This window comes from Micromonospora sp. NPDC049662 (assembly GCF_040675055.1).
Taxonomy (GTDB): domain Bacteria; phylum Actinomycetota; class Actinomycetes; order Mycobacteriales; family Micromonosporaceae; genus Micromonospora.
In genome coordinates this window covers 170,635-188,162 of the sequence record NZ_JBFAOC010000011.1, presented here as the reverse complement: position 1 = coordinate 188,162, position 17,528 = coordinate 170,635, and the positions used below count along the sequence as shown (strand labels likewise).

Annotated in this window: 12 protein-coding genes; all 12 read left to right on the top strand. The window is 70.7% G+C overall.

Annotated features, from left to right (window positions below; translation table 11 throughout):
* A partial coding sequence (locus AB0J36_RS11980; RefSeq protein ID WP_363660480.1) for an SDR family NAD(P)-dependent oxidoreductase occupies positions 1–2,113 on the top strand: 2,113 nt, incomplete at its 5' end.
* Between the two features lie 73 nt (positions 2,114–2,186).
* Positions 2,187–6,989: a beta-ketoacyl synthase N-terminal-like domain-containing protein gene (locus AB0J36_RS11975; RefSeq protein ID WP_363660479.1), complete on the top strand. Its 4,803-nt coding sequence runs from the start codon at positions 2,187–2,189 to the stop codon at positions 6,987–6,989.
* Positions 6,990–7,027: 38 nt separating this feature from the next.
* Positions 7,028–7,339 carry an acyl carrier protein gene (locus tag AB0J36_RS11970; RefSeq protein ID WP_357134577.1) on the top strand — a complete coding sequence of 104 codons (312 nt, stop codon included), beginning with the start codon at positions 7,028–7,030 and terminating at the stop codon, positions 7,337–7,339.
* A 2-nt stretch (positions 7,340–7,341) separates the two neighbouring features.
* On the top strand, positions 7,342–8,178 hold the full coding sequence (locus AB0J36_RS11965; RefSeq protein ID WP_357174262.1) for an alpha/beta hydrolase: 837 nt from the start codon (positions 7,342–7,344) through the stop codon (positions 8,176–8,178).
* A 26-nt stretch (positions 8,179–8,204) separates the two neighbouring features.
* Positions 8,205–9,167 (top strand): sulfotransferase domain-containing protein, encoded by a 963-nt coding sequence (locus AB0J36_RS11960; protein ID WP_357134580.1) that lies wholly within the window; start codon positions 8,205–8,207, stop codon positions 9,165–9,167.
* 55 nt (positions 9,168–9,222) lie between these two features.
* Entirely contained in the window at positions 9,223–11,043 is a 1,821-nt protein-coding gene (locus AB0J36_RS11955) for a hypothetical protein (protein WP_357174064.1), read from the top strand.
* Between the two features lie 312 nt (positions 11,044–11,355).
* Complete coding sequence (locus tag AB0J36_RS11950) at positions 11,356–12,345, top strand: PHB depolymerase family esterase (protein ID WP_357174067.1); 990 nt, start codon at positions 11,356–11,358, stop codon at positions 12,343–12,345.
* Positions 12,346–12,393: 48 nt separating this feature from the next.
* Entirely contained in the window at positions 12,394–13,539 is a 1,146-nt protein-coding gene (locus AB0J36_RS11945) for an ABC transporter ATP-binding protein (protein ID WP_357392411.1), read from the top strand.
* Positions 13,536–14,366, top strand: a complete 831-nt coding sequence (locus AB0J36_RS11940) for an ABC transporter permease (RefSeq protein ID WP_357174073.1) — start codon at positions 13,536–13,538, stop codon at positions 14,364–14,366. The genes AB0J36_RS11945 and AB0J36_RS11940 overlap by 4 nt, the downstream gene beginning before the upstream one ends.
* A 37-nt stretch (positions 14,367–14,403) precedes the next feature.
* On the top strand, positions 14,404–15,267 hold the full coding sequence (locus AB0J36_RS11935; protein WP_357134589.1) for a 3'(2'),5'-bisphosphate nucleotidase CysQ: 864 nt from the start codon (positions 14,404–14,406) through the stop codon (positions 15,265–15,267).
* A 6-nt stretch (positions 15,268–15,273) separates the two neighbouring features.
* Positions 15,274–16,200, top strand: a complete 927-nt coding sequence (gene cysD, locus AB0J36_RS11930; protein WP_357174076.1) for a sulfate adenylyltransferase subunit CysD — start codon at positions 15,274–15,276, stop codon at positions 16,198–16,200.
* Positions 16,200–17,507 (top strand): GTP-binding protein, encoded by a 1,308-nt coding sequence (locus tag AB0J36_RS11925; protein ID WP_357134592.1) that lies wholly within the window; start codon positions 16,200–16,202, stop codon positions 17,505–17,507. The genes cysD and AB0J36_RS11925 overlap by 1 nt, the downstream gene beginning before the upstream one ends.
* Positions 17,508–17,528 lie beyond the last annotated feature (21 nt).

Genomic DNA, 17,528 nt, shown 5'->3' with positions numbered 1-17,528 from the left:
ACTCGGCCTCGCCGTCGACGGCGACGAAGCCGAACTCGAAGACCTCGTCAAGGCCCGCACCGTACGCACCATGGTCGACTGGCTCAACCAGAAGATCCGGTCGACGACGGGTACGACCGTGATCCACGCGACCTCCGTACTCGGCCCGGCGAACGGGGTGGCGCACTCCACCACTGTCGTCACGACCGGCACTGCCGTGATGACCCGTCCCGACTTCCAGACCGCGATCCTCGACGTGATCAGCGAACGCACCGGCTACCCGGTGGACCTGATCGAACTCGACCTGGACCTCGAAGCCGACCTCAGCATCGACTCCATCAAACGCGCCGAAGTCGCCGGCGAGGTCGCCGCACGACTCGGCCTCGCCGTCGACGGCGACGAAGCCGAACTCGAAGACCTCGTCAAGGCCCGCACCGTACGCACCATGGTCGACTGGCTCAACCAGAAGACGCAGGAGGTGACCGCCTCGGCGCCGTCGCCGAGTAACGGCGCGCTGGCCCTCACCGCACCGACACCGATGGTGGCACCACCCGCCGGAGCGCCCTCGGCCCTGGCCACCATGAGCCCGGCCATCGCACCCGCGCCGGTCCCCGCTGTTTCGGTCACCGCCAGCGGTCCGGCCGGGATCACACCGAAGCGGCTGCTGCCCCTGGCGACGGTGGTCGCGGGACCTCCCGGCGCGGACACCGGCGCCCCACCGGCCGGGCAGCCGGCCGACGTGCTCGCCGGAACGCGTTTCCTCATCACCGGCGCCAGCCCGGCGCTGCCGTACCTCGCCGAACTGCTCCAGGAGCAGGGCGCGGCCGGGCAGACGGGTGTGCTGGACGAGAGGCAGGCCGACCAGCTCGCCGGCTTCGACGGGCTGATCCTGCTGGACGGTCTGGACGGCGCCGGAGCACCCCTGCTGCCCGACGTCTTCCCGTTCCTCAAGCAGGCGCTCGCCGCCGGTCCCCGCTGGCTGCTCGCGGCAGGACCGGTCGGCGGCACCGAACGGAGCGACGGCCTGGCCGGCCTGTTCCGTACCATTTCCAGGGAGTACCCACAGGTGGCGGCCAGGTACGTCCAGGTGGACGGTGCCGCCGAACCGCAGCAGATCGCCCGACACCTGATCGACGAGCTGCTGGTCCCCGGGGAGACCCCGACCGTCGTGCGGCGCGAGACCGAGCGGACAACTGTCTCCCTCACCCCGGTGGCGCTGGGCGCGGTGGCGACCAGCGGTGCCGGGCCGGCCGGTGACGGCGCCTCCGAGGCCGCCGCGATCGGCCTCGACCGGGATTCGGTGGTGGTGCTGGTCGGCGGGGCTCGCGGGATCACGCCCTGGTTCGCCCGCGCGGTGGCCATGGCGAGCCGCTGCCGGATCGAGCTGGTCGGCCGCACACCGCTGCCGACCGGGCCGGAGGATCCGGACCTGGTGTCGGCCCGGGACAAGGCGTCGTTGCGTGCCGCGCTCGCCGGCCGGGGTCTGCGGTCACCGGCGCAGATCGAACACACCGCGCAGGCGATCCTGGCCGCCCGCGAGGTCGGGACGACCCTCGCCGAACTGCGGGAACTGGGCAGCGAGGTGCGCTACCACGCCCTCGACGTACGGGACGCGTCGGCGATCCGCCGCCTGCTGCTGGACGTCGAGCGTACGCACGGTCGGGTCGACGGCGTGGTCTACGCGGCCGGCGTGATCGAGGACAAGCTGATCGCGCAGAAGGACCCACAGTCGTTCGCCCGGGTGTTCGGCACCAAGGTCGACGGTGCCCGTTCGGTACTGGGCGGCCTGGACGAGCTGAACTCGCCCCCTCGGTTCGTGGTGCTGTTCGGCAGCATCGCCGCGGCATACGGCAATCGAGGTCAGAGCGACTACGCCGCGGCGAACGACGCGGTCGACGCGATCGGCGCCCGCTGGGCGGCCAGCACCGGCAACCGCTGTCTGACCGTGCACTGGGGGCCGTGGGCACCTGGCGCCGGGCACGGCGGGATGGTCAGCGACGAGCTGAGTCGGGAGTACGCGCGCCGCGGCATCGATCTGATCGACCCCGAAGCGGGTGCCTTCAGCCTGCTGAGCGAGTTGGCGTGGGGCGACCCGAAGATCAATTCCGTGGTCTACACCGCCTCCGGCTGGTGATCGTCCAGCGGATGCGGCGGTACCCGCGCCGCACACCCGGTACGCCCGTCGACGGTGGAGCGAGAGGCCGAAAATGAACACGAGTACCGATCGGAGCGACCCGATCGCGATCGTCGGGATGGCGGCGGTGATGCCCGGCGCCGGCAACCTGGAGAGCTACTGGCGCAATCTCGTCGACGGGGTGGACGCGATCACCGACGTGCCGGCGAACCGGTGGGACGAGGAGTTCTACGACCCGGAGCAGGCCCACCGGCCGGACCGGATGTACTGCCGGCGCGGCGGGTTCGTCGACGAGTTCGCGACCTTCGAGCCGCTGCGGTTCGGCATCATGCCCGCCTCGGTCGCGGACATCGAACCGGACCAGCTCATCGCCCTGAACGTGGCCGCCGCCGCGATCGACGATGCCGGCGGCGCGGACCGACTGCCCGGCGGCGACCGGGTCGGAGTGATCCTCGGGCGGGGCGGCATCCTCAGTCCGGCTCAGGCCCGCTACGCCCAACGGGTGCGGATGTCGAGCCAGGTCATCCAGGTGCTGCGGGAGCTGATTCCGGAGCTGGACCAGAGCCGGCTCGACCTGGTGCGCGAGAAGTTCGACGAGCGGCTCGGCCCGTACCAGCCGGAGGGGACGATCGGTCTGGTGCCGAACCTGGCCGCGTCCCGGGTGGCCAACCGGCTCAACCTACGCGGTCCGGCGTACACCCTGGACGCGGCCTGCGCCTCGTCGCTGATCGCGGTCGACCAGGCGATCACCGAGCTGCGCAGCGGACGGTTGGACGCCGTCCTGGCCGGTGGAGTGCACCACGTGCACGACATCAGCTTCTGGTCGGTGTTCAACCAGTTGCGGGCGCTGTCCAGGCGCGGTGAGAGCCGGCCCTTCCACCGGGAGTCCGACGGCCTGCTGATCGGCGAGGGCACGGGTGTGGTCGTACTCAAGCGGTGGTCCGACGCTGTCCGGGACGGCGACCGGGTGTACTCCGTCATCCGGGGCAGCGGGATGTCCAGCGACGGCCGCTCGGCGAGCATGTTCAACCCGGCCTCCTCCGGACAGGTGCTGGCCATCCGGCGGGCCTGGGAAGCGGCGGGGCTGGACCCGACCGCGCCGGACGCGCTGGGGTTGCTGGAGGCGCACGGCACCGGCACACCCACCGGCGACGCGGCCGAACTGGTCTCGGTCGCCGAGGTCTTCGGACCGCATTCGGGCGACGGGCCACGCCCGGTGATCGGATCGGTCAAGTCGATGATCGGGCACACCATGCCGGCCGCCGGCATCGCCGGCCTGATCAAGGCGACGCTCGCGGTGTACCGGGGAGTCCTGCCGCCCACGCTGCACTGCGACGATCCACGCTCGGAGATGGCCGCGACCCGGTTCGCCCCGATCCCCACCGCCCGCCCGTGGGAGAGCGACGGGCCGCGTCGGGCCGGGGTGAACGCCTTCGGCTTCGGCGGCATCAACGCACACGTCATCATCGAGCAGGCGCCCGAACCCGCCGGTGTACGGCAGCGGCCGACCGCCGGGCAGCCGTTGGCGGTGGGTGGAGCGAGTGTCGGACGAGACACCGCGCCGACCACGGGCAGCTCGACGGTTGCGGTGACCGAGCCCGACCAGGTGCTCTGGCTCGCCGCGCCGGACCCCGCCCAATTGGCCGGCCTGCTGGCCCGCAGCGACCACGAGGTGCGGGCCCTCGGCGTCGAACGGGCCCGGAGCAACCGGCCCGCCAACGGGGCCGAAGCATGCCGACTCGGCATCGTCAGCCCGACCGACAAGCTGCTGGCCGTCGCCCGCAAGACGGTCGCCCGCGGTCAGGCCTGGCGGGGCGGACGGGACATCTGGTTCAGCCCGTCACCGCTGCTGGCCGCCGGCACCGGACGCCTCGCCTTCGTCTTCCCCGGCCTGGAGGCGGAGTTCGCGCCCCGTACCGCGGACATCGCCGCGCACCTCGGACTGCCGGACCGGCAGTGGTCCGCCTCGGACCTGGGCCGGCACGGCGCCGGGCTGATCGAGGTCGGCAAACTCCTCGACAGGGCGCTGCGCCACCTCGGCGTGCTACCGGACGCGGTCGCCGGACACAGCATCGGCGAGTGGACCGCCGCGGCGACCAGCGGGCAGATCAGCACGGCGGCGATGGACGACTTTCTGGAACTGTTCCACGCCGACTCGGTCGAGGTCTCCGGATACGTGTTCGCCGCCGTGGGAGCTGGCGCGGACCGGGTCACCCCGATGCTGGGTGACTTTCCGGGGGTGGTGCTCTCCCACGACAACGCCCCGGGGCAGTCGGTGGTGAACGGCCCCGAACCCCAGGTGGACCGGCTGGTCGAGGCCCTGCGTACGGAGAACGTGCTGTGTCAGAAGTTGCCGTTCCGGTCGGCCTTCCACACCCCCGTGTTCGTCGACGGCCTGCAGTCGATCGGCGCGGCGCTGCGGCGGTGGGAGGTACACCCGACCCGGATACCGGTCTGGTCGGCGACCCTGGCGGCACCGTTCCCCGCTGACGAGGCGCAGGTCAACGCCCTGTTCGTCAGACACATGATGGAGCCGGTCTGGTTCCGTCAGACCGTCGCGGCGATGTACGACGCCGGGGTACGGGTCTTCCTCCAGGTCGGTGCGGGACAGCTCGCCTCGCTGATCAGCGACAACCTGCGCGGGCGTGAGCATCTCGCGATGCCGGTGAACGTGAAGCACCGCAGCGGGCTGGACCAGCTCCGCCGGGTCGCCACCGCGATCTGGGTGGAGGGCGGCAGCCCGAACCTGACCGCGCTCGATCCGCCGTTGGCGAAGGCAGCCGCGAAACCGGTACGCCGTGGCCCGTCGATTCCGCTGGATCTCGGTGGACCACTGGTCCGGCTCGGGGCGGGCGCCGCCGGTCTGCTCGGCGTGTCAGCGGGCGGCACCCCGCCGAACCACCTGGCCGCGGGTCCGCCAAAGCACGGTTCGGCCGTTCCGGTCGGCGCCTCGCCGGCAGTCGGAGCGGGGCGGCAGCCCGAGCCGGCGGGTAACGGCACCAACCCGGCGGCGGCGCTTGCCGCCCTGCACAGGTTGACCGGACGGTCCAGCGCGGCCGCGGAACTCGCCGCGCTGTTGCAGGACACGGCTCGGGACGCGGCAAGCGTTCTGGACGCGGCCGCCCGGCCGGCTCCGCCGGTACCGCCGCGCCCGGGTGTCGGACAACCCCCGGTCGCCCCGCCAGCCGGACCCTCCCGAACCGCCGCGCCCGGAGGCGGCGGCAACGGCGTCGCGGGCAACGGGGTCGGTTCGGCCAACGGGGTCGACACCGGCAAGGCGGTCAGCGCCAGCGCCAGCAACGGCGACCCGGGTCCGGTTCGGCGGATCACGTTGCGGGTCTCCGTCGAGAACATGCCGTACCTGAAAGACCACTGCTTCTTCGTCCAGCCACCGGACTGGCCGAAGATGGAGGACCGGTGGCCGGTGGTGCCGGCCACCACCCTGGTGCAGCACATGGTCGACGCGGCGGAGCAGGCCATGCCGGGCCTGCGGGCGGTGGCCGTACGCGACGCCCGGTTCAACCGTTGGCTGATAGCCGAGCCGGGTCAGGACGTCGAGATCGCGGTGCGGCCGACCGGTGACGGCATGGTCTCGGTCACCTTCGGCCCGTACGCCCGGTCGATGGTGGAACTCGCCGCGGACTATCCGGCGGACCCGCCCGAGGTGTGGCGGCACGATCCCGCGACCGAACGGCCGCCACGGATCAGCGCCGAGGAGATGTACGCCGAGCGGCTGATGTTCCACGGCCCCCAGTTTCAGGGCATCACCGCCGTGCACGCCCTCGGTGACATGCACGTACGGGGGGTGGTCCGCGCACCCGTGCCGCCGGGTGCCCTGCTGGACAACGCGCTGCAGCTGATCGGCAACTGGCTCATCACCACACAGCCGTTCCGTACCGTCGCGTTGCCCGTGGGCCTTCGCCACATCCGCTACTTCGGCCCCCCGCCGGCACCCGGTACGGACTTCGAGTGTGTCGCCCGGGTGCGCTCGATCGACGACGCACAACTCGTCGCGGACACCCAACTGGTGGTCGACGGCCGGGTGTGGGCACAGATCGAGGGCGCGGTGGACCGGCGCTTCGACAGCCATCCGCAGGCCCGGCCGGCGGAGCGGTTCCCCGAGCGGCATCCGATGTCACTGATCCAACCCGAGGGCTGGACGATGGCCTTCGACTGCTGGACCGACCTGGTCACCCAGGGCATGGCCGCCCGCGGCATCCTGGGCTCGGCCGCGTACCAGGACTACGAGCGGCAGCCCGCCAGATCCCGCAAACAGTGGCTGTTGGGCCGGATCGCGGTGAAGGACGCCGTCCGGTTCCGGTTGTGGGAGGACGGGCACCGCGACATCTACCCCATCGAACTGACGGTCGGCAACGATCCGGACGGGCGACCCCGGGTGCACGGACGTCCGGGCCGTGACCTGCGCGACTGCGATGTCTCGCTGGCGCACTGCGCGGAGATCGGCGTCGCGATCGCGAAACCCCGCGGGCCGGCGTCGCCGTCCGACGCGCCCGGCGTCGGCATCGACGTCGCCGAGATCACCGACCATCCGGAGAGCACCCTGCGCTTCGCCCTGACCGACGGGGAGACCGCCCTGTTGGACTCGCTCGGCGGCGACGCCGAGGACCGGCGGCAGTGGTTCACCCGGTTCTGGGCCGCCAAGGAGGCCGTCGGCAAGGCGGAGGGGACCGGACTCGACGGCCGCCCGCGCCGGTTCGTGGTGACCGGCGCCACGGACACGGTGCTGACGGTCCACGTCGACGACCGGAGCTACCCGGTCCAGTACCGCGAGGTCAGAAATCCCGAAGACCTACCACCTCGACGGTACGTGGTCGCCTGGACCTGGGGCCCGCGGACCGGGACCGATCAGCCGTGACCGGCATCCACTCCCGACCATCCGAAGGAGCACCTCCCATGGCCGCCACGCACGCCGACATCCTCGCCGAGCTCACCGGGATCATCCACGCGGTCCTCGGCGACTTCGCCGCCGACGAACCCATCACCGTGGACACCACCTTCCGCGACGACCTCGGCATGGAGAGCATCGACGTCGTCTCCCTCGCCGGCCGGCTGCAGGCCCGGTACGGCAACACCGTCAACTTCGCGCACTTCGTCGCCAAACTCGATCTGGAGACCGTGGGCGAGCTGCGGGTCGGGCAGCTGGTTGAGCACATCGCACGCTCCCTCGACGCGAGCCCCACCGTCGTCGAGGCGGTCCACTCGTGACGATGATCCGGGCCAACGGGATCGACGTGCACGTCGAACACCTCGAACCACCGGCCGGTGAGCCGGACGAGGTCGGCGCTGACCGGGGTGCGGGGCCGACCCTCGTGATGATCCACGGAATGGCCTCCGACAGCCTCGCGAGCTGGTACTTCACCCTGGCCAAGCCCTTCGCCGACGCCGGGCTGCGGGTGGTGATGTACGACTTGCGGGGGCACGGCCACAGCGAGCGCCCGCCCACCGGCTACACCCTCGACGATTTCGTCGACGACCTGTCGGCGATGCTGACCGCACTTGACGTCACCGCTCCGGTGCACCTGCTCGGCAACTCGTTCGGCGGCACCATCGCGTTCGCCTACGCGGCCCGGCACCCCGACCGGGTCGCCTCCGTCGCGGCGGTCGAATCCTCGCCGCCGACCCCGGCGTGGATGGCCCGGGTCGCGCGCCGGCTGGACCGGGCCGCCGACCTTCTGCCCCGACCGGAGGCGCTGGCGCAGATCGTCGCCGGCCGGGGGGCCCAGGTGGCCCGCCGGGCCCGGGATACCGGCGAGCTGCTCATGGCGACCACGCTGGCCCGGGACCTACCGGCGAGTGCCCTGCCCAGTGCCGCGCAGATCAGCGCGATCGACGTACCGGTGCTCTGCCTCTACGGCGCGAACTCCGCGGTCGTCGAGCTGGCACCGGCGGTGGTCCGGCTGCTGCCGCAGACGCGGACCGTGGTCCTACCCGGCGAGAAACACACAGTCCTGGTCGACCGGCCGGAGGCGGTCCGCCGGCTCGTCCTGGCGTGGCTCCGCGAGGAGTGCTCCGTCGAGGTGGCCGAGGTGGCCACCGCCCCGTGACAACCCAACGTGCAGGAGGTCCTCGGATGGACACCCCGGTCACCGGCAGGTCGATCATCATCAGTAACGGCCGGTGCGGCTCGACGCTGCTCTCGGACCTGATCGCGGAGCAGCCCGAGACTCTCTCGGCGCAGGAGTTCTTCATGTCCGTCGCACCCTGGGCACGCAGTTCCGAGGTGCTGACCGGGGCCGCGTACTGGGCGGTGCTGAGCAGCCCCAAGGCGGAACTCGCCACTCTCTTCCGAATCGGGTTGCCGCCGAAGGAGGTGCGGTATCCCGCGACCGGGAGGTGGGCCGACCGGATGACCGAGTTGCCGCGGATCCTCGCCATCACCCTGTCGAAGCTGACCCCCGACCCGGACCGCCTCTTCGACCAGCTCGCCGAGCGGGTGCCGGACTTCCCGACGCAGTCGGTCGGCGACCACCACCGGATGTTCCTCGACCTGCTGGCCGTGATGACCGGCAAGCGGCGCTGGGTCGAGCGTTCCGGCGGGTCCAGCCACGTCGCTCCGTACCTTCTGCGGGCATTTCCCGAGGCGAAGGTGGTGTATCTGACCCGCGACCGGGAGGCGACCGCCCGCTCGATGAGCCAGCACTCGTCGTTCCAGCTGATTCAGCTGCGGGTGGAGTTCCTCGGCCGGTGCGGGCTGGATCCGTTCCGGATCGAACCCGGCCAGTCGGTGCCCGAGGACCTGGAGCGTTACCTGCCGGACCGGCTCAGCGCCGACCTGCTCCGGGATCGGGGCCAGGACCTGCGCCGCTACCTCGGTCTGAGCGCGTTCCTGACCAGCCAGGCCGAGCAGGCGCTCACCGACCTGCCGCCGCGCCACCTGCACCGGATGAGCTACGAGGACCTGGTCGCCGACCCGATCGGGCAGCTCGGCCTGCTGGCCCGGTTCCTGGAGTTCGAGGACTGGGAGGACTGGGCACGGCGGGTCGCCCCACGGGTGGTCAGCCCCGCCCGGTCCCGCGAGGTCGCCGCGGCCTGACCCGCGATCGTGCCCCACCGACCCTCAGGACTCCGTCGAACGAGAGGAACCATTCGTGAAACCACTCCGGATGTCGGGCCGGCGACCGCTCGCCGCGGCCGCCGTACTGGGACTGTTGTACGTCCTCGCAGCGCCGGCGTCAGCCGCCGCCACCCCGATCGGGACTGATGCGCCGGGTACGGCCGGACATCAGCCAAAATACGAGCGGAAGCTGATCGGGAAGGGCACCCCGGACGAGTGCTTCGCCGGTATCGGTGTGGCCTATCCACCCGGTCCGCCATGCGCCACCGGCCAGCCGAAGGTGAACCAGTCCTACCTGTGGGGCATGACCCAGACCGCGCAGAGCCTGTGGTTCGGGACCGGAGCGAACGTCAACTGCATGACCAGCGGGCGCAACCTGCGCAACACGACACCGAACCTGAACGACGACTGGGTGTGCGAGTACGGCGAGAGCCAGATCGCGAAACGTAACCCGACTCTGCCTCCCACCCTGGGCGACCATCGCCCGCCCCGCCTGTACACGTACGACAAACGTTCGGGGCGATTGACGGAGAAGACCGAGGCGGTGAAGGCCGCCTCCACCACCGACGCCAACCGGCTGAGCACGACCGCCGGAATCCGGGCCGCCGGCACCCATCAGGGGGTGGCGTTCCTGGGCGGGCCCGCCCTGGGCGAGAGCATCAACCTGTTCGCCTTCGACACCGACACCGGCGCCTTCCTCGGCTCGATCAACCTGCCGGCGTACGGCAACATCCGCCACTTCGTGGTGGCCGACGGCGCGCTCTACGCGGGTGTCGGGGTGGGCGCGAACGGCGGCAACCGGGGGCACGTGCTGCGCTGGACCGGCTCCAAGAGCAATCCGTTCAGCTTCGTCGAGGTCGCGAACCTACCGGCCCAGGCGGCGGATCTCACCGTGCACGAGGGGCGGATCTTCGTGACGACCTGGACGGGTTCCGGTGACGACGCCCTGGCAGCGGCCGTGCCCGGCACGACCGACGAGCCGCTGTCCGGGGTCGCCGGGGTGTGGATGAGCCCGAAGCTGTCGCAGGGGGAACGCGGCCTCACGCCGGCCGACGCCGACAACTGGACCCAGGTCTGGTCGGTCGACGGGTACGAGCCCGACCCGGTCGTGGCCCGCACCTACGCCCTGGGTGGGCTCGCCTCCTTCAACGGCTACCTGTACTGGGGCACGATGCACGTGCCGATGAAGGCGACCACGGTGCACATCGCGACCTACCCACCGGCGGACGAGGCCGCGCTGCGGTCCACGGTCCGCAGCACGCAGCGGGCGATCAGCATCTTCCGAGGTAAGAGCTTCGGCGACCGTCACCAGCGGGTGGACCTGCTGTACGGCGCATCCCAGTTGCCCGCCTACGACCCGGCGGGCAACGGCGGAGCGGGCCTCTGGGCCGCCGCCTCGACCGGATACACCCCGTTGTACGGCCCGTCGGGCATGGGCAACCCCTACAACAACTACACCTGGAAGATGGCGGTGGCGGGCGGGAAACTGTACGTGGGCACCATGGACTGGAGCTACATCTCCAAGGACCTGGGCCAGGACACCGCCCGGCTGTTGGGTGTCACCGGCCCCGCCGCGGCCGAGTTCGGCAAGGCCTCGGTACTGGCCGACGACCCCCCGCCGGCCCCGGTCTACGGCGGCGACCTGTTCGTCTTCGACTCGACCAGCAGGCCGGCCACGGTGGTGGACAACAGTGGGCTCGGCAACTACCTGAACTACGGGATCCGCAACATGATCGCCGACGGGTCGACCCTCTACCTGGGCATGGCCAATCCGATGAACCTGCGTACGGACCCGGACGACGATGTTCCCGAGGGCGGCTGGGAACTGATCCGACTCAGCGTGCAGCACTGTTAGGGCCTGTTTCATGAGGGCGGTCGAGCCGAGGCGGAGTCCGGGCGGCGATCCGGCAGGGCGCGGTGGCGTCCGGATACCGGTGTTGTATCCGGACGCCACCGCAACGCCGCCGGTCGTCGTCCGGGCCCGCCGCAGGCCGACCAGTTCTTATGAAACAGGCCCTAGCCGGTTGGCTCCGCTCGGGCCGCGCGTCGCGGGAACGGACGGAGCCAGCCCCGCCAAACACAAATCGGTGCAGGTCCTTACAAAGCCTGAACATTGATATGCCAGGGTGCGAATATGATGAAAATTGGTATATCTTGGACACATCGCGTGAGACCGTACCGTCGGCGGCGACACCTGCTCACGGTCCTGTCGCTCGTCGGAGCGCTCACCCTGTCGGCCGGCTGCGGGCTCTTCCGGGACGACCCGGAGCAGCACGAGGCCGGACCGGTGTCCACCGTGCCCACCGGCTCCTCGACGCACACCCTCGTGGTCGACGGGCAGGAGCGCCGCTTCCGCCTCTACCGGCCGACCAACCTCGCCGGGTCGACCCCGGCACCGCTCGTGGTCATGTTGCACGGCGCGCTCGGCACCGGCAGCCAGGCGGAAACCTCCTACGGCTGGAACGCCCAGGCCGACCAGGAGGGCTTTGTCGTGGCCTACCCGGACGGGATGAGCCGCTCCTGGGCGGTCAGCCCGGACTGCTGCGGACCACCGGCCCGGGACGGCGTGGACGACGTCGCCTTCATCCAGCAACTGGTGGCCACCGTGGCCGACCAACTTCCGGTGGACCGCAGCCGGATCTACGCCACCGGGATCTCCAACGGCGGGATGCTCGCATACCGCCTGGCGTGCGACACGAAGCTGTTCGCCGCGATCGGGCCGGTGGCGGCGACCCAACTCGGCCCGTGCTCGTCACCGGCACCGATCTCCGTGATCCACATTCACGGGATGGCGGACCAGACGGTGCCGTTGAACGGTGGTCCGGGCAAGCGGGACAACGACGGGACCGGGCGAAATCCGGTCAAGATCGACGGGCCGCCCATCCCCGACCTGCTCGGCGAATGGCGTACCACCGACGGATGCCCGGCGCCGGCGACGACCGCCTCGGGCCCGGTCCGGACCTCGGTCGCCACCTGTCCGGGAGGACGGGCGGTCGAGTTGGTCACCGTCGAGGGCGCTGGCCACCAGTGGCCCGGTGCCGCCGGCCCCGGACCGCAGGCGCAACGCCTGCTCGGCCTGGATCCACCCGCGACCGCGCTGGACGCGACCGAGACCATCTGGCGTTTCTTCGACGCACACCCCCGAACCGGCGGCTGACCCGCACCGGCGGCCACTGATCCGACAGCTCACGAGAGGGAGCAGCAGATGCCCAGTAGTGGTGGCAGCCCGGCTGCGGTCGAGGTCGCCGACCTCGTCAAACGCTATCCCGGGAGCACGAACGCAGCCGTGGACGGGCTGTCCTTCACGGTTGCCGGCGGCGAGATCTTCGGGCTGCTGGGACCCAACGGCGCCGGCAAGTCGACCACCATCGGCATCCTCACCACCCGGCTGCGGGCGTCCGGGGGCCGGGCGCTCGTCAGCGGGATCGACGTGGTCGGTGACCCGGTCGCGGCCCGCGCCCAGTTGGCCGTCGTACCCCAGCACAACAATCTGGACCGGTCGCTGACACCACGACAGAACCTGCTGTACCACGCCGCGTACCACGGCGTCAGCCGCGCCGTACGCAACGCGCGGGCCGATGAGCTCCTGGACCGTTTCGGCCTGCAGGATCGGGCGGACAAACGGATCGAGGCGTACTCGGGCGGCATGGCGCAACGGCTGATGATCGCCCGCGCGTTGATCCACGAACCAGCGGTGCTCTTCCTCGACGAGCCCACCAACGGTCTGGACCCGCAGTCCCGCCGGCTGATCTGGAGCCGGATCCGCGAGATGCGCGAGCGCGGTGTGACGGTCGTCCTGACCACTCACCAGATGAACGCGGCCGCCGCTCTGGTCGACCGGGTCGGCATCGTCGACCACGGTCGGCTGCTCACCGCGGACACGCCGGGCAACCTGGTCAGAGGGCTCGCCGGACGATCGATCCTCGACCTGACGGTCACCCTGGCCGCGCTTGACGAACCGGACGAGCTGCTGAGTGCGCTCTCCGAGGTCTCCGGCGTACGCAAGGGTGAACGGCTCGCCGACCCGCCGCCGCCCGGCGCCGGGGCCGGGGCAGGGCCCGGCAGTCTCCGTTCCATGCTCGGCCTCCGCGGCGGCGCGGGGTTCGGGGCGGGCACGCCCGCCGCATTGACCGCGCTGGCCCGGCAGCGGTCGGTCGCCACGCTCGCCCCCGACCCGGGCGGGCGTGGGCGCGTCCGGATCCGGCTGCATCTCGCCGCCGACCCCGCCACCGTGCTCGGACCGGCGCTCACCGTCCTGACCACACGGTCGGCGACCCTCACCGACGTACGCATCGGCGAGCCGAGCCTCGAAGACGTCTTCATCGGACTGACCGGAAGGGACCCACGGTGACCGACCTCGACGCCCCGCCGGTTGCCGCAACGAGCTTCGCGGCGGCACCCGCGCGACCTCGCGCCCACCGGGCCTTCCTGGCCATTCTGCGCCGGGACCTGCTGGTCACCGTCAAGGAACTCTGGGTCATCCTGGTCCAGGTCGGCCTCACCCCGCTGTTCATGCTCTTCGTCTTCGTCAAGGTGCTCGGCGGGCAGGGCGTCGTCAGCCGGAACTTCGCCGACCTGTTCCTGCCCGGCATCGTCGCGCTCGCCGCGCTCACCACCGCGCTGCAGAGCGTCGCACTGCCACTGGTCAAGGAGTTCGGCTTCACCCGGGAGATCGAAGACCGGCTCCTCGCCCCGCTGTCGACGAACCTGGTGGCGGTCGGCAAGCTCGTGGTCGCGATGCTGCGCGGGCTCGTCGCCGCAGCCCTCATCTACCCACTCGGGGCGCTGATGGTCGGCTCGGCCCCGTGGCAGCCCGGACGGTTACCGATGGTCCTGCTGACGATCCTGCTCGGCGGATGGATCGGCGGCGGCATCGGCATGACGCTGGCGATGATCCTGCCCATCCAACGGATCAACATCACGTTTTCGCTGGTCGTGACCCCGATCATCTGGACCGGTTGCATCCACTACCCGTGGCCGCGGCTCTCCTCGATGCCGTGGTTCCAGACGGTCACCGCCCTCAACCCGATGACCTACGTCTCCGAGGGCGTGCGCGGGGCCATGTTGCCCGGCGTCGCGCACATACCGGCCTGGGTCTGTCTGCTGGTGCTGACCGGAGTGGCCGCACTGGTCACGGTCACCAGCGTCCGAAGTTTCAGTCGGCGTGCCGTCCAGTGAACGGCACGGTCACCGCGTCTATCGGAGGTGTTCGTCGATGAACGTGCTGGAACCCCCCAGGTCAACGGCCCCCGCGTCGGATGGCTCGTTCGCCGCCTGGTTGGCCGATCGGGCCGGCCGGCTGCTGCTGCAGGTCCGCGCGGAGCACGGTCACCACGACCCGGCCGCGTTGAAGCGCGCGGGTGATCGGGCGGCGCACCAACTGCTGCGCGTTGAACTGGCACGGCACAGAAGCGCCGACGCCGTGCTCTCGGAGGAGGACGACGGCGCCCGGCAGGCCTGGGCAACGGGTACGGCCGACCCTCTGCCGGAGCGGCTGGGCGCCGACCGGGTGTGGATCGTCGACCCGCTGGATGGGACCCGCGAGTTCTCCGAGCCGGGCCGGACGGACTGGGCGGTGCATGTCGCACTCTGGCAACGGAACGCGCCGACGGAGCACCGCCTGGTGGCGGGCGCCATCGCCCTGCCGGCCCAGCTCCGTACCCTCGGCACGGAGACACCCCCGACCCGGCCGCCGGCGGTCAGCGGTCGGACCATCCGGTTGGCGGCGAGTCGGAGTCGGCCGCCGGCGTTTTTGACGAAGTTGGCGGACGAGGTCGGTGCCGAGTTGGTGCCGATGGGATCGGCCGGGGCGAAGATCGCCGCGGTTATCACCGGTGAGGTCGACGCGTACGTGCACGCGGGTGGTCAGTACGAGTGGGATTCGGCGGCCCCGGTGGCGGTGGCGACGGCCACGGGATTGCACGCTTCCCGCATCGATGGTTCCGCGTTGAGCTACAACGAGGCTGATCCCCGGCTGCCGGACCTGGTGGTCTGCCGGCCGGAGCTGGCCGCCCCACTCCTCGCCGCGCTGCGGCAACACCTGACCCCGGTGCCGGCACCGGCCACGGCAGCCGGGTGATCCGCGATGACGACAAACGACACGACGCCCGCGGCGGCGTACCGGGTTTCGCACCTGGACGCGATCGAGGCAGAGAGCATCTTCGTCATGCGCGAGGTGGTGGCCGAGTTGGAGCGCCCGGTCCTGCTCTTCTCCGGCGGCAAGGATTCGATCGTGATGCTCCGGTTGGCCCAGAAGGCGTTCGCGCCAGCCCGGATCCCGTTCCCGGTGATGCACGTCGACACCGGGCACAACTTCGACGAGGTGTTGGACTACCGGAACCAGCGGGTCGCCGAACTCGGCCTGCAGTTGGTGGTGGCGAGCGTACCCGAGGCGTTGGAGGCAGGTCTGGTCCGCGAATCCGCCGACGGGACGCGGAACCGGATCCAGACCCCGGTCCTGTTGGCGGCGGTGGAGAAGTACCGGTTCGACGCGTTGTTCGGCGGGGCGCGGCGGGACGAGGAGAAGGCGCGGGCCAAGGAGCGGATGTTCAGCTTCCGGGACGACTTCGGTCAGTGGGATCCGAAGAACCAGCGGCCGGAGCTGTGGTCGCTGTACAACGGGCGGCATCACCCGGGCGAGTCGATCCGGGTGTTCCCGTTGTCGAACTGGACCGAGCTGGACGTCTGGCACTACATCGCCCAGGAGCGGCTGGCGTTGCCGTCGATCTACTACGCCCACGAACGTACGGTGGTCGAGCGCGACGGAATGCTCTATGCGGTGAACGAGTTCATCGTGCCCCGAGGTTCGGAGGAGCCGTTCAAAGCGCGGGTGCGGTACCGGACCGTCGGCGACGCCTCCTGTACCGCGGCGGTGCTGTCCGAGGCGGACACGGTGGACCTGGTGATCGAGGAGGTCGCGGCGACCCGGATCACCGAGCGGGGGGCGACCCGGGGTGACGACCGGGTGAGTGAGACCGCGATGGAGGACCGCAAGAGAGAGGGCTACTTCTGATGGCTACGACCGGGGTCGCGGTGGTCGAGGGCGCAGCGTCCGAGGGTCGGGCGATGGACCTGTTGCGGTTCACGACGGCGGGCAGCGTCGACGACGGCAAGTCGACGCTGATCGGTCGGTTGCTCTACGACACCAAGTCGTTGTTCACGGACCAGTTGGCAGCCGTGGAGGCGGCCAGCGCGGCCAACGGCGACGAGTACACGAATCTGGCGTTGCTGACCGATGGCCTGCGGGCGGAGCGGGAGCAGGGCATCACGATCGACGTGGCGTACCGGTATTTCGCCACGCCCCGGCGGAAGTTCATCGTCGCCGACACCCCGGGGCACATCCAGTACACCCGGAACATGGTCACCGGCGCCTCCACGGCCGACCTGGCGTTGATCCTGGTCGACGCCCGTAAGGGCCTGGTCGAGCAGTCCCGCCGGCACGCGTTCCTCTGCTCGCTGCTGCGGGTGCCGCACCTGGTCCTGTGTGTGAACAAGATGGACCTGGTCGGCTGGTCGCAGGAGGTCTACGAGCGGATCGCCGACGAGTTCACCGCGTTCGCGGCGAAGTTGGAGGTGCCGGACCTCGCCGTCGTCCCGGTCTCGGCGTTGCACGGCGACAACATCGTGACCCGCTCGGAGCACACCCCGTGGTACGAGGGCCCGTCGCTGCTGCACCACCTGGAGCGGGTGCACATCGCCAGTGACCGCAATCTGGTCGACGTCCGGTTCCCGGTGCAGTACGTGATCCGCCCGCAGTCGACCACGGTCACCGACTACCGCGGCTACGCCGGCCAGGTCGCGTCGGGTGTGCTGAAGCCGGGAGACGAGGTTCTGGTTCTCCCCTCCGGGTTCACCTCCCAGATCGCGGCGATCGAGACCGCAGACGGACCGGTCGCCGAGGCGTACCCGCCGATGTCGGTCACGGTCCGGTTGACCGACGAGATCGACATCTCCCGGGGCGACCTGATCTGCCGGCCCCACAACGGCCCGGCGGTCGCGCAGGACATCGAGGCGATGATCTGCTGGATGGACGAGGCCACCCCGCTGCGTCCCGGCGCGAAGTACGCCATCAAGCACACGACCCGTACCGCCCGGACCGTGATCCGCGAGCTGCACTACCGACTTGAGGTGAACTCGCTGCATCGGGACGAGGCCGCCACCGAACTCGGACTCAACGAAATCGGCCGGGTCCGCATGCGTACGACCGTCCCGCTGCTCGCCGACGAATACCGGCGCAACCGCACCACCGGCGGTTTCATCCTGATCGACGAAACCACCAACCGCACCATCGCCGCCGGAATGATCGTCGACACCAATTGACCTACGGTAAGGGCCCTTCCC